Raw genomic sequence first — 15,291 nt, 5'->3', positions numbered from 1 at the left:
CATACGACGGGCAAGCGCTGGCGAGCAGCGGCGTAGAGAATCGCTGTCCCTTCAACTGAAGCCTCTAGGTGCAGGCAATCTGCTGCGTTGGTTCTGAAAAATCCCACCGTTGCGTTCACCTTTCCCAGAAGCCTTTTTGAATCAGCATCGAGCCCTCGCGATTCACTGGGCCTCCGTGAATGTAGGCACGGGAGAGGCCTTGGTTGAATGTCTCGCAACCGATTTCAATCTGAACGCACCCACTGCAGGAGTTGCCTGCATCCGTGCACACGGGATCGAATGCGCAGTTGAAGGTGAACATGCTGGCGTCGTCAAACCATGTCTGCAGGTAGTGCTGGAATAGTGTCAGGAGCCCACCAGCGGTGTAATTCTGAACAGAAGACACGTACAGGATTACCGACAGATCCATAGGGATCAGGTACTCCTGGATGCTTTTGGAGTCGTACCCAGTATGACGGCGCGCGGTCAGCATGAGCGCATGGCTGATGGTGTGTAGCAGATTGAAAGGGGCGCCTTCTTCAGGATTCCGAGCTGGAATTTCCCTAGCCGCCTTGCCAGGGAGCATGGACAAAACGTGGTAATGGCTGAGGAGGAGGGCATGGCTGCGTACTTTGTCAGCAAAGACCTCTTCGCCAGGTGACTCCAAATAAGCAGAGTCGACGCACCAACGTAGCACCTTGCGAGGATCCAACCGTACCCATAATGCTTCGGTCTTTGCAGACATTGCATAGATTGAGGTCTTGCCTTTCATGGCCTCGTCGACACGATCAGCAAATGCGTTGAGCATCACGGGTGGGGTACCGGGGTTTACCGATGGCGAGCTTTTCTCGCGTGTGTAGCCCAACGTGGCCAAGACCACACGCAAGTCTGGGATGTGGGTGACCGAGTCGATGCCGTATCGCTCCTGGACGCTCTGCCACTGTGTTGCCAGTAGATCCCTTTGCACGCTGTCGCTGGTCTCGGCGATCTCCTGAGTGATGGTTCGACCTTGTACATCATGAGGCAGGAATACGGCCTCCAGGGTGCGCCTGTTGGTGACAAGGTCAATGATCCTGCCGGGGTCTGAGATGAATGTGCGAGCGGCACTGAAGCATCCTGACGACGCCGCGAGCTGCGACTCGATGATGGCGGCCTGCTTGCGAGTCGAATTGAGCAGTTCAGCCAAGAAGTCATCATCTGCGGCCCGCTGTTCATATTTGGCGATGCTAAGCCGCTTTCTCTCTAGCTCAGCACGCAGTGCTGCCTGCTCTTCGGCATCACCCACATTCGCAGACAGGAGCAGCTCCAGTTTCTGCTGCAGCTCACGTCCCGACATCCTTTTCAGTAGCGCAAGCGTGATCCCTTCGGATACGTCTTGGGCAACCCCTTCAGGCCCTTCAGCGCCGCCTTGCAAGCTCTGCAAGAGACTTGCAATCAGCTTTCCAAGCTCCTCGCTCAGTGCAATGTATTGGGTGCTCTGTGCGTAAAAGGACTCTCCGCTCGTGAGCGGTGTACCACGTTTTTGAATTTCATCCTGGTACTGATCACTGCAGGCCGGGCACTTGTCTTGAGTTGACCCTGAAAGCTTGTTACCCGACTCCACGTCAAAGAACGAGGAGTGGAAGAACGAGCCACCGTCGCGGTAGCCGATATTGGGCGTGCGGCGCGCGGCAGGATGAATGTGAATGGGCTTGGCCAGGCCGCACCGATGAACAGACACGTACGGAACCTGGATCATTTCTCCTGAGCAACCTGGGCGCTTGCATGCAATAAAGCTTCTGCCGTTGCGCGCCTTGATCCGAGCCTGCATCTTCGCCAGTGTTCGGTCTTCGGGTTCTCGCGAATCGTAAAAGTCCAGCACTTTGCATTTTCTGCACGTCAGGATCAGAGGAGCAGGTGAGACCGAAATTTCAGATGGGGACTGAATCTCCAGACGTTTTTTTTCGGCAGCAGTCATAAATGTGGGGTCGATTGAGCCACCCGCCTGCTCCCAGTCGATGACGAAGTTCAAGACAGCCTCACGCAACTGTTCTTTGTCGACCCCGTCCAGGGCTGATCCGCTGTTGATGACCCCCATCACACGACCGTAAGCCTGATTTCGAAGCCGCGTGTAGGCACCCGGCAGGAAGGCTTCCCTGAAGAGCCGGCTTCGGCTGACGTACTCCTTATCCATTGCTATTCCCTCACCTGGCCAGAGCCATGAATACTTGGTCTGCCGCAGGGTCGACCGGCTTTATCAGAATCTGGTTTTCGATGTCTCGGAATGAGCGAAACGGAGCAAACCCGAAAATATCGCCCAGAGCATCGCTCAGCTTCTGATCATTCTTACTCCCGGGCCAGCGCGCCAGTTCATAGAGAGCGTTGTCTACGCGAGCGATCAGGGCGGCGTTGAAACCTGCAATGACCCGTGAATCGAATTTGCTGTTCAAGGCAGCCGGAATGCGCAGAGCGTTGACCACCACTGTCTTGATCTGCTCAGCTGCCGTCTTGCCAAGCTCACTGCGCAAGAGTGCAACCAGGTGGGTTACCTGATGGTTCACTTCAGCACCCCATGGCTGTTGAGGCGCCCAGTTCAGAATCACCGCAGACAGAATCCCGGGGAGCGTGCGATCGATGATGTTCGGGGCAAATCGGTTGATCGGCACCGAGTCCACGAGTCGATCAAGGAACGTGTGGTAGTCGCCGAAGTTCATGAAAACGCCGGACTCAAAGAGCTGATGTGACGACAGCACGCAAAGCACGATGCCTGGGTGAACTCGGCCACTTCGTGCAGACGCCTGAATGTATTCCGCTGTCGATTTCGGCCAACCGGCGACAATCATGAAATTCAATTCCGCGATGTCGACACCGTGAGATACAACGCTTGTGGCGATGATGTGCCGGCAGGTGTCGTCTGCGTCTTTGCTTTCGACATGGCGGATGGCGTCGAGGATCATGTCCAGGCGTGTCTCCCCATCCAGTAAACGGGCTTTACGCTCGGTATCAGTACGAGAATTGAGTTCCTCCATGTAGCGCTGGATTTCGCTGATGCTTCGTTTGCTGTTGGCGTACACCAAGTCAGTGTTCAAGTTTTTTTCGATGTAGTGCAGGGCGTCCAGCGCTTGGTCACTGCCAATGCCTATGGCTTGGAGAAGTTGTCCATCCGCGTTGGCTAGCTTGTTTCGCCAGTCATCTACCTGATCCAGAAAGCGGGAGCTTGCCTCCGCGACCGCCTTCATGGCGATTCTGCTGCGACCGATTGGGAGAATGCCCGTAAACCATCGGCGAATCAGCGCTGAACCTGTTTCGGCATCCTTCGCTTTGCGGGCGTAGAACGACTCTCCCTGGTTCACGCCAGGTGCTGGAAATCGAATTGCGTTGCGCAGGTACAGGTGATGAATGTGGTCTTCGAAGTCCTTGATCGTTGCGGTTGCCGAAAGCACTTTAGGCGCACGACCACCATGGCTGATCTGCAGCGCGTTCAGCAGTGTCTCGTAATGAGCATCGAAATTACCTAACGACTCCCGCAGCAAGTGGAGTTCGTCTTGCACCAGAAATGAGAAGCCTGGGTCTTTCATGAGGCCGAGCGGCACCACTCTGAGGGTGCTCGTACGGGTATTATTGCCGCACTCGACCGCTTCCCATTTGTCACTTTGCTTGCCGATGCGGCGGTGCTCGCATTTGGACTTTTGAGAGAACCCATGCTCTGTGCAGAAGTAGCGGGCTCCACCAAAGAAATTGACGAAGCGATGGTTGTGGCCGATCACGGCCAGCTTGTCGACGGTGCCAACCAGCACAGATGGGAGATAGCGATAGCATTCTTCGTCTGAGACGTAGATTCCGATTTCGCCCTTGATCCCCTCCCCATGCTCGCCAGGGTCGGCTTCGCAGTTAGACCAGCACTCAGTGTTGTTGCATACATGCTTTATGCGGGCACGAGCCATATCCGTGACGATGCCGATCGATCCGGCGGTGCCGCAATATGGGCAGTCGGAGATGAACTGATACGACTTGAGGCGCTCATCACTCAGCGACGGCAAAAAGCCTTTGTATACGTCTTCCCCATACGTGCTGCTGATGCGATTGGGTGTGCCTTCCCCTGTGTAATAGCCAACGGTGAGCGGCCAGCCACCGAGCCGTTCGCGATGACGGATCTTGTTGGTCTGGGCCAATACATAAGAGAGGCGTTGGAACTGCTGCACCGACAGCATACGCAAGGGGAAACGGAGCCAAGCCGTTGTCCCGTGGTCGCGTCCTTTCAGTCGACTGTAGAGCAGGGCCATGCTGATGATGCCCAAATACGCCTCAGTCTTGCCGCCGCCGGTGGCGAACCAGAGCACGTCTGCCGTTTCCATGCTCCCTCTAAGGTCATCCAGAGGCGCGTGGCGTTCGTAGACGGATCGAACCTGTGTCAGAATGAATCCCAGCTGGAACAGGTGCCAACCGGTAAACTTCTTGCCTTGGATCTTGATAGCAGCAGCCATCGCTTCGTTCATCCACTGGAAGCATTGGCGTAGGTCGTCATGTTGACGCAGAAGGTCAACGCCATCGCTTATCCGTGCTGTTTCCTGACGGAAAGCTTCACGGTCTGCCAATGCAACATCCCGGTCAGCCATCAGGCCAGCCGACTCCAGCGCACTGATACGCTGCGCCCACTCGCCCAGGTACCGCTCCTGAGCTTTTAGAAAACTGTCGCACAGCAGCAGGGGGTCTTTCGCAAGCAATTCATAGCTGGGGGCATATTCCATTTTCATGTCAGCAGGCGATGGCGCTTCAACGCGAGGCTGAGCAAACGTGGGCATCCCATCTGTCATGAATTGGTTCTTGTCGACTTCAAGCACTGCACAACTGATCCCATAGCCGGGAAGGCCATCATCATCCCGGTATCTGTACTCCTCGGGCTGCAGACGATGTGGAACCTTGTGACTTTGACCGGCGATGAGCTTCAGCACTAAGCGGGCATCCAGGAGGTAGGGGGAATCAACCCCAAATGCCTGGGCATGCTCGGTGGTCGTCTGATTCTCCAAGAAAACTTCCAGCAAGAAACTACCGGCGGCACTGGTTCCAAATGCTGAAGGGGTAGGGCGAAGGCGACCTCTGAGGTTGACCCCATAGTTCAGGATCGCGGTTCGGTCGCTGATGATTTGCTCATGAACCGTACGGTTCAGGCCCAACTGGTCAACCAGGGCTGTCTCGCTCCAGTCGAAATTGAAGCGCGCCTTGCCGTTGACGTTCGTGCGGCAACGGCGCATGACTCTTGGGTCGCTCAACCATCGCTGTTGTTCATCGGCAAGCGTGGCCGATAGGTCAGCTTTAGCTGAGACCCATTCGTTGGGTCTCGCCGGATCCAGTTCCAGGGTGATCGATGTGAAACTGACGGTGTAACGCTTGAACGCAACGGCCAGGCTCTGACCTTTCTTGGGTGAGCCTTCCTCCAGGACGAGGTTTTCCTCCATGCTTCGCAGGTCAGGAATGTAGCGATGGACGACGTCGAATTGGCCGCCCAGCTCACATTTGATAGCCCCTTCTGAATCCGGTGAGACCAGCAACACGATGCCAATCGAGTTAGGTGGCTGCGGCCCGGTATAGTTAGGGTCAGGCGCTGGGCCTAGGCAGCCCACCAGACTCAGGCGACTTGGCTCGATGCCGTCATACAGCTTGCCGTCAGGCGGTAATACGTCCACGTTTTTATCGCTAAGTCGCAGGCGCATCTCTTGCAGAAAAGCTGCCGTCAAGCCCATCTTCTGCCGATAAGTGAGATCCATCGCTCATCCTTAAGATTGAGTGGTTTCCAGGTGTTTACCGGCGTGATGAATCACGAGCAGCTTTTCATCAGCATCCCATTCAAAATGAATGCGCAGGGTGCGTACCGGGTCACGAGCATTGCCCAGGCAAAAATGCTTGTTCATGTCGGCGGGCTTTCCTTTGTACCTGCGATCGTCCGCATACATTCCCATCGTTACGGGGGACATCGTCGGTTTGAAATCGATGAGCTCCTGCTTGAAGTTTTTCAGCACATCGTTAAGCCGGATTGCTCTGTCGTTGTAGTGGTCGTAAAGCTGCGTAGCCATCAGCGACAAGCACTTTCTAAACCTTGTGTGATTCCGGTAGACCGAGTCGCGCATGGATTTGACTGCTGGCTTGGTCAAGCAGATGCGTCCCGGATGGGCTTTAACAATGTCGTTTGCAATGTAGATCAGCCCCTCATCTTTTGACGCGACAACCTGAGCGGTGGGCAGGCGTATGGACGACACCGTGGCAATTTCGATCATGTCGTCAAAGGCAGTGCCATCGACCTTCAACTGCCCGATTTCAACGGTGGTTGCGCCCTTGCCGCGCTCCAGAATTGCCTTGCGAAGCTCTTTGCCAATTTTTTGGTGAGCGACACGTAACTGCTCGATGCCATTGCTCACGTACACCGACGCCTTATCAGGTTGTTTGGTGCCGGAGAGTCGGGCAAAGACTGTGACCGCCGTACGATGACGTGGGCCGTAAACCTTGTGTCGGAACCAACTGGCTACGGTGGCATCGCCTACCGTAACGCCTTCCTTTCGTAGATGGACTTGAACCTGCGAGACCGACATGCGAGCGCATACGCTATCGACCATTGTCTTCCAACGGCCTGCGGCACGAAGAAACTGCTGCAAACCTTCCGATACAGCCACCATTTCGAAAAGCGTTTCCTGGGTGGCGATTCGCTCGTCCGTGTGTTTGAGCAGAATGATCTGATCCCCTTCGGCCAGATCATCTGGCTGAGTGGGGTGGATTTCCTCTTCCCGCAGCACAAGCACCGGGCGAGTCTTGTTCCAGGGGATTTCTGCATCTGCCCCCTCCACGGATATCCACACCAGGTCTGGAGCCAATGCCTCTCCACCCTGCACAGAGGCCTTGGGCTCTGCGGGTTGTTCTACCAACAAGTCGAACCAGTTCTCGTACTCCATCTCGAGTGGTATCGCCACGTGGCGTACGCGAGGCGGGTATTGACTGCAATCAGGGGAGTAGATTGGCTCAAGTGCCGGTGGCTGTGATTGGGTTTCGAGATCTTCGCATCGACGATCACTCCAGCCTAATTGCCACTGTGTGAGCTTGTCGCCGTGTCTGCAGCTCTCAGCCCCGTGCTTGATCCACCAAAGCTGAAGCATGCGCTGCAGGTAAGGTTTCTCGTATTCATAGGCGGGGATGATCAGCCGCTGACAGGGCGTGGCAAGCCAGTGCTGCCGACTAGGCCACAGCATCCCTGTGATGATTACGTCCGCAACGGGGCCTGCGTACTGCCGGTAAGCCCTAACGCCATCCATGGCACTGATCTGGATCGTCCCACTCCATCCCTCATCCAGCTCGATATCAAGCCAGTCCTGCAGGGCGCTTACCTCATGTGAGCTACCGCACAATACCAATGTGGCCCGCTGCTCAGCGTACGAAGCCTGCAGATGCTTCAGCAACCACGCCGCCTTGCCCGTGGTGGATTCCAGAAAGAGTTGATGCACGCCTGACATCTGGGTAATGAGGTTGCGTGAACTCACATCGGATTGGGCGAAGAGGGTGCTCCCTTGCCCGGCGATCTCCAGCCATCTTTCCAGGCAGCGAATGGGATAAAGGCCCGGGCGTGTTGACGCTTGCAAAGTGGTTTCCAGATAACGCAGGGGGACGGGCAACTCGTTGAAGCAGCGGAAGACTTTGCCGATCACAGCCAGGCGCTCTTTCAGCACAGAGTCTTGCCGTTCAAGTTCTCGCCTAACCCCAAAGAAACGATCAGCAATCTGTCCCAGCTCTGCGTTGGCTCTAGCGTCCTGAATCACCGTCAACGCAAAATGGCATCCAGGTTCGGCAATAGGGTAAAGCAAATGCTTGTCGCCTAACCTCATGAGCCACAAGTGGCTGCGCGAGCCATTCGCACGCATTTTTTCCAAGGACTCACTGTCCCCCAGGGACAGCAGGGTGATTCGGGGAATCTGCGGGAAGCTCTCCTCCAGCGCACTGTCCACAGCAGCAGCGTTGTCATTGCCTCCTCGGGTACCGTCAATGACGAAGACAAACGGTTTGCTGCCTTTGCCTATTACCTCGGTCAGATCCATCACCCCGGACGAGCCATCTACGACGAGGGTTTGAGACGTAGATGCCTTGGTGCGCTTGAGATCCGAGGATCTCAAAACGCGCGCACGCAACTCGGCAACCCGAGAAATGTCGTGGAAACCGGCACGAGGACGTGAGATGAACACGACGTCTGGCGATTGCTCCATATTCTCGGGATTGAGCCAGGGCGAGCGAATACCGCCTTGTAAGGCGTCCATACGGATGCGATGGAGGTACACCATCAGTCGGGTGAGCGCTTCACCGCCCAATACCGGGAGGGCGATTGCCATGGAGCGGCCATACTTGAGTGCTCTGCCAGCCATGGCGAAACTTGCGCATTCGGCGCGATCTGGTGCGCCGAGATGAATGACGCCCCAATAGTTGGAATCGGGGTTGAGCAGGTCACTGGCTGGGACAGAGCCCCAGGCATCTTTCATGGCGTGAACCCAGCCTTCTTGGCTTGCGATTGGTTCGGACATGATCAGGCCCTGGCTTCCTGCGGGGATTTGATGAGAAGCGCAGCTTTGATGCTCTCTGGAACACAATAGAGACTCTTTTTCGAGCTACTTTTGCAGGGCACGATCAAGCGCAGGCGCGATAGCCAGTGACGTGCTTGCTGCGGGTTGACGTGCTCGTAGGACTCCATGAGTTGAAGTTCAAGGTCGTCTTCGTCGAAACGCTCCTCTTCGCACAGACCGCTCAGGACAGGCTTGGCCCACTCGACTGCATAGACCCCCGCCTTGTGCAGAAACTCTTCCATGCTCTTGGGCTTGGCATTGAGCAAGGAGTTGTAGGCCTGTCCGAACGAGCTGATCCGCACTACGTCCGGTTTTTTTTGCTTGGCCGTCAACAATTTGTCCAGCGAGAAGTACCAGCCCTGGCTGTATTTTTCCAGGGTCGCCACGGAGGTGGAGGTGTTCTCAAGCTCTAGCTTGTTGAGCAGGTGCGCCAGGGCCGTTGTCTTCCACACGTCCAGCGCGATGAAAGGCTGTTGTGAGTCTCGTCCGGCGGTCAGCTCTGGTTGCGACTCCCATTGCCAGAGTGCGCGGGGTGTCATCAGAAACACGAGCCGTACTCGATTGCGCTTGGCATTGCTGTGCAGCCTTGCCTCATGTGCAACATCGAGCAAATCGAGCGTATTGGTCAGCGGGCGATCACCCGTCAGCTCCACAAACAGCATGATGTGCTTGTGAGCGGACTGGACGTTTAGCACGCCCTCATGCAAGAGCTTCTTGAAGTCGCTGGGCGACCCCAGCTCCGTGTCCTTTTTCTGGAAGGCATGATAACGACCATAGTTATTGTTGTTGATGGCGGGTTCTTCCTCGCCGATCGCCAGCAACGACTCTTCCATCCACTGCGGGTTCAAGCCCAGGGCCTCAGAGCCTGTGATGACGCCTACCGAGTAGTTCGAGGAGCGTGCCTCGATCGCTCCGGCCAGTGGCCTCTCTCGTGCATCCTCACTGATGAGCAGCTTCTCATCGCGCAGAGTGAGCGGAGAGGGACGGGTGGCGTTTTCTGGATACGCGTGGGCAGAAAGGGGGTCGTTTTCGTGAATCGCGTCGACGGCTGCGAAGAGCTTATCTGCAATCTTCTGAGGCCCACCCACGAGGTTCATGATGTTGGCGTTACGCAGGGCGTATTCCTTGCCACCTTCTGCGCGCCGCATGTGCTGCAGAACACCCAGGCCGCAAAGCTCATCCAGGAATGCCTCAAACTGTGCTTCGGTCATGGGCTCGAACAATTGAGGAGCCCACTCTTCCACGATCGATTTTGCCCGGCTCGGCGAGAAGCTGCTCGTGCTCTGTGCGATCAGGCTGTAGGCGATCAGCTTGTACCGAAGGTCAAGGTTAAGGGTGATGTCGAAGCGGTCGCAAATCAGCTGACGGATGAGCGGATCCTTGCGAATCTGCTCAATGTCGTCCGCAGTGATGGTGGTGGAGCCAACCCGTCGGTCGTGTCGAGCACTGAGCGTCTGGATCAGCTCATGACACATGATGTGAATCAACCCGGGGTGGCGGTTTGTTTCAACTAGGATCCGGTTCATCAACAAGGGGGAGTCAAACTCGTACCCCAGGTGGCCAAGGGGCTCGCGGATCAGTTGCAAGGCTTCAGCCGGGCTCATGATCGAGACCTGGATCGCACTGCCGAGTTGATGCAGCGGATAGTTCGGGGCATCCGCGAACCGGCGAACGTTCTCAAGGCCTGCGATCACAACTTTGAAGCGGCCATTGCTGTTGTTAACCAGGCCACTCAGTTCGCGGAAAATCCGGAATCCGTTGGCGGCATCAAGACCAAGGATGGGGTCGATTTCGTCAAGGCACACCATCAGAGAGTCGGGGTTATCCTTGCGGAAATAGTCCGACAGCGCAGTCACCATGCCCGCTGTGTCAAGCCCATACGAAGCCTTGATCAACCCGCTTGTAACGGCGTCGCCATAGATCTTGCCCCAGACATGCTTGCGATGCTTGTCCAGCTCATCGCCGGACAGGTTGGCGCGGTCGAGGTTGCCATCCATTTGGTGCAAGAATGCGTGGCGATGTTGCTCCGGGTTGTGGAAGCAACGTTGCGTCTCGTTCAGAAGGGTGGTCTTACCCAGTTGGCGGCCACCAAAGATCATGGCCGCCCCGTTGCGCATGGTGATGAGCGACTTGATATCGCTCTGCCGACCGTAACGCATTTCTGGTGGCGCAGGTTGCATCTGGTTTCCCGTGTACGGGTTACTGAATGTCCACGGCAAACTCAACTGCAAGAAGGTCTTCAGACGGAATTGATCCGGTACTCCAAGGCCGGCGAGCATGGCGAGGAGAACTGGGTCGACATGCAGCAAGGTATGCTTCTGCTGCTTGGAGAATTTTGCCAGCCCATTGCGCTCCTCGTTGGAAAGCTCGCGTCCGGAGAGGAGTATCGTGCGGTCATACAGGAAGTGGGTTTGCTCTGTGACCAGCGTTCGAAGCTCTTCAATCGTCCAGTCCGTGGTTGCAAGCAGGATGTTGACGGATTGCGCTTCTGACTTCTGGTTGAAGAACACGATTCCGCGTCCAGTGTCGCGGGGTTTGACGGTCATGGTCAGGTGGGAGATCCTGCCGTGAGACGTAAATCCAGTGCGTCGTGGTGTGTCGCTGGTAAATGCAGGATGAATAGCTTCCAAACCAATGGCGTAGAAGATCCTCACCAGCTCTTCATACGTCGACTTGTCCAGCGCTTTGACGCGACGGCGCAGGCCGACCAGATCCTCCAAGGCTGACTTGAAGTAGGAAGGCAGCGACTCCAAGGACAGCCCGTCAATGTGCTCGCTGGCGAGGTGGCGAACGACTTCTCGCTTGTTTCGGCTATCAGCGAGCACAGTGTGCAGCTTGGGTTCGAGTGTCAGGAAGCGCTTTAGCAGCTCAGTTCCACTTTCGGTATCGATCTCCAAGGCGGATCCCGATTCCAATGAATACTTGAGATGGCCAAGCATCTCTTCTGCCACGGTAGTGTCGTGTGTGCTCAATGCCGAGCGGATCTGAGCTAACCAAGCAGCAGGTACCCAATCGACGCCTCGGTCGACTATCGCTTGCTTGGTCAAAGTTTCCAGCGATCGCTCAAGCTCTTCCCTTTTGGAGCTGAACTTGGCAACGATGCTGGATTGCAGCTCATCAAGGCTGGCGTGGATCTCGCTCAGGTCGTCCAGCATCCGAAGATTCTTCAGCTGATCTTGGAGGTGTTCGAGTTCACCAGTGAGTTGGTAATGACGCTCATCATCAATCAGGGAGGCGATGTTGGCGTCATCCAGCAAGCCGCGCATTTCCACGCTGCGACTGTTGCACTGATAGACCTCTTCAGAGAACAAGCGCTTGATCGCCTTGATGTTGTCTGTCACTGGCCCTTTGTTTTCGTCCTGATGGTTCAGGGTCAGGAGCAGGGCGTGCCGGAAATTTTTGCGCTCCAATGCCTGCTCAGCGAGCGTCAGGCTGTCGATTCCGTTTTCGAGCAAGCTTGTTAAGGCGGCAAGTTGGTGCTGCTCGTCCTCATCCTTTGATATTGCCAGCCACTCTGTTGGCCATTGAAGCCAGCCATTGACTCGCGAAATATCCCACACGGTATCGTCGTGCCGCTCCGCCACTTTGGTGATGCGATCAAGTGTACTGATGGCGATTTTCAAGCCGGCGTGATGTTCCAGCTCTGCTGTGCGAGCAGCGCGCTCTGTCAGGTGGTTGGCGGCTGCACTGAGCATTGTGAGGAGGCGCGGGGCGAATTTGCTCACCTCACTGCTGCGTCGACCTTGTAGGCTGTGACCTTCTACCCAGAGGTCGGCAATCCCCACGATTTCATCCATGGATCGCAGGAACCAATTCCGAGCGTTACCTTCGATCTGCGGGACGGAATTGCTCTCGTTCATTACCTTGTGAATCTCAGATGACATGAGGCGATTTTGCTCTTCCTTCTCACGATAGAAGTCAGCAAACGCCCGCACTTCATCTACTCGACTGGCGTCGTCTCGGGTGATGCTTTGGTAGGTCAGCTCGAAGTCATCGCGTGCCAGGCACTCTTTCATTGCCTTGCGCGCAGGAGCCCAGCCAGTCTGCTTGTTCAGAATACGGTCATGCCATTCCACCAGACGCCCCGCCAGCTTGCTGCGCGCCTCTTTGTCATGGCTCGTAGGTTGCTCACGCAACGTGTCCAGGTCGAGACGTGTATTGTGGCTGGCGAAGTTCACCACTTCCTCGATCAGCTTCGCGGTCGCGCCGTCGAAGTAGTGGAGGACGGAAGACAGCAAGCGCGGTGCGTTGGTCATCGTGCCGCAGAACAATGTCGGCTGCAGCGTGGCGGCGAACACCAGGTAGGGCGCGACACGTCCACCCCGGCGTCGATCCATCCAGCTCTCGATAATTTCTGAGGAAAGCTGGTTCATGCTTTGCTGAACCCGGGTGACGGTTGCAGAATCGCCGCGCCACACGTGCATGCCCTGATAGGCTGCCTGAACCAGTGGAAGCGACAGCAAATCTCCTGCGTGACCTATTCGCCCGGCCACCTCTAGCGTCTTGCTCGCCAGCGGAAGTTGACCCTGCTTGATCCAGAGCAGAGCAATGTTTTCTACTGCGATAGCCGGCAGGACATCAATCGTCTGTTGGCATTGCTCCAGTCTTTCGCGGGCTTTCTCAGGGGAGTTCAAGAATTCAGAGACGTTGACCTCTTCATCTGCCGATTCAGCAGGGGGCGTGTCTGACTGCTCAACCTGGATTGAGTCGTCGTTCATGGTGCCGACTACTACGTCAGATTGCTGATCTTCAACCTCTGTAACAGCAGTGAGCTCAGGCTCAAGTGATGCGTCGATTTCAGGGGCGAGGTTGTAATCCGCAGCAGATTCTTCAATGGGTTCAGGTTCAGCGGGGCTGTCGAGCTCTACGTGGTTAGTCGGTTGCGATTCCTCAGGCAGGTAGGGTGGAGTGTCTGAATATTCACCCTCCATCACGTCAGCAACGGCTTCGACCTCACCGGTCGATACTTCATCCTGTTCAAGGCTCGCCTCAGTGCCATGACCTACGGGGTGTTGAACAATTCCTTCATGGGGGGAAGTCGGCCTTGACCACGCCTGGATCGCCGCCTTCGCGGAAGGATGATAGGTCGTGACAGTCAGGAGGGCTTCATGGCCGTCAGTGGCAAGGGTATCAATGTGGTAACCGGGTGGCAGCAGCAGCTGGCAGCCTTCATGTTCCACCTCTTGAAGCTCTTTGTTGCTCCTTACGCGTGATTCCTCAGTAGCGGTGATACTGTTGCGCAGCTCAGTCTTTTCACGGAAATTGGCAACGCTCAGCTTCTCGCCGAGGTCGACTAGCTTACTGTCGATTTGGCTGCGAAGCGCCACTGCTTCCACGAGCCGGCTCTTGACGCTCAGCGACTCGGCTTCCCGCTTCTCGGTCAAATCGCCAAGGAGCGTTTCAGGAACCTCTTCTTGCAAGCGCTCATTGAAGTATTCCAACCAGGCCGTTTTGAACGCTATGAGAAACTCTTCATCATCGAAAATCTGCAAGGACAGATCGCGCCCGATGCCTGTCAGGACGTCGACGCATTCGGTGAGAATTTTGCGAACCGCTTCCTCGCTGAGAAAGTACTCCTGCTTCAGCCGAGGTAGATTCGACGTGATCAGCATCTCAATCTGTTCGGCATACTGCAGGTTGCCGGCATCGTCTTTCGCTTGTTGAGCGAGCTGAAAAAGTTCGCTGTAGAGGTCGAAGAGACTAAGCGGCTTGGTAGGCGTTTCAGAAGAAGCCAGCGGCTCAGGGGTGGCCTCTGTGGCGGGCTCATCCACTTGATCAGACGTCCTCGCTATGCGCTCAATGTCCAGCATGACGGAGTAGTGCTTCATTAGGCCCGGCTGGCGTGTCACGAATACCCCTAGCAGCTCGTTGCCAAATGGCGTGGCGGCAGCATAGGCGGCCTCAGCTAGCTGCTGTTTCTCGCTATCGCCCAGGGACTCCCACTCCTCCAGCTGATCCAGCAGTACGCCTACCAATCCGGCCAAAGGTTTGAAGTATTCTCGGCGCTTGAGGTAATCACGTTTTTCGCTTTCCAGGCTTTTGGCCGATTCCACCCAATCGAGCCGCTTGGAGAGCATGGTCTCAAGCGCCTCTTGATCCTCTTGGGAAAGTGCGTTGAAACGTTGCGTCACCGCACCTGTGGGGTCAAGCCATGTTGGGTCAAACGTGCTGAATATGACGCTTTCCCAGCTGCGCACACCAGTCACCCTCTTCATTTTCTTGAGCGACATCAAATGAAGGTTGTGGAGGTCGTTCAGCAGCAGCTTGAAGCGACCTGAGGACGTCTTCTGAAAATCGCTCAAGCGAGAGCCAGGCTTTAATTTTGACTCCAGTCGGCGGATGGCACGGCTAATGCCTATCATTTTTTCGAGCACTGAGACGTCTGGTTTCCCCGTCTGAGGGTTCAGCATGGTCTGATCAGGAAACCCGGTGCCTTCAGCTGAGAACTGCTCAATCAGTGTGTTATTGACTTCAAAGGCTGCAATCAGATTCGGCATTTGATTTCCATATCAGAAAGGGAAGTGGTAGACAACTCTAACGCAGGCGCCAGGTCGATTACCGAGGCCACAGAGAGGCGGGCTGCCAGTGATTAGTGTGCAGAATAATGGCTCAAAGCTACTACACGTTGAACATCTCCGCTAGCCATCTTCCTGGCTACTCGTCGAGAAACTACTGGCATTTGCAAGATATTTGTAAGCTTGCATGACTAGAGCGATTCGTCGCCCTGCGTCTACCCAACTTT

4 protein-coding genes are annotated in these 15,291 nt (G+C 55.8%); all 4 read right to left on the bottom strand.

Features of this window, described 5'->3' with window-relative positions:
* Positions 1-115 precede the first annotated feature (115 nt).
* From FPB55_RS12920 to FPB55_RS12905, 4 genes are read right to left on the bottom strand one after another with little or no spacing between them, the layout of a single operon-like run.
* Positions 116-2,152 carry a hypothetical protein gene (locus FPB55_RS12920; RefSeq protein WP_144188307.1) on the bottom strand — a complete coding sequence of 679 codons (2,037 nt, stop codon included), beginning with the start codon at positions 2,150-2,152 and terminating at the stop codon, positions 116-118.
* A 10-nt stretch (positions 2,153-2,162) separates the two neighbouring features.
* Positions 2,163-5,723, bottom strand: a complete 3,561-nt coding sequence (locus FPB55_RS12915) for a DEAD/DEAH box helicase family protein (protein WP_238706636.1) — start codon at positions 5,721-5,723, stop codon at positions 2,163-2,165.
* Positions 5,724-5,732: 9 nt separating this feature from the next.
* Complete coding sequence (locus FPB55_RS12910) at positions 5,733-8,510, bottom strand: hypothetical protein (RefSeq protein WP_144188305.1); 2,778 nt, start codon at positions 8,508-8,510, stop codon at positions 5,733-5,735.
* A gap of 2 nt (positions 8,511-8,512) precedes the next feature.
* Entirely contained in the window at positions 8,513-15,046 is a 6,534-nt protein-coding gene (locus FPB55_RS12905) for a hypothetical protein (RefSeq protein WP_238706635.1), read from the bottom strand.
* Between the last annotated feature and the right edge of the window lie 245 nt (positions 15,047-15,291).

The sequence above is a fragment of the Pseudomonas sp. BJP69 genome, assembly GCF_007633355.1.
GTDB lineage: Bacteria > Pseudomonadota > Gammaproteobacteria > Pseudomonadales > Pseudomonadaceae > Aquipseudomonas > Aquipseudomonas juntendi.
The sequence above is the reverse complement of the archived record's forward strand: the minus strand, read 5'-3'. Positions and strand labels throughout refer to the sequence as shown.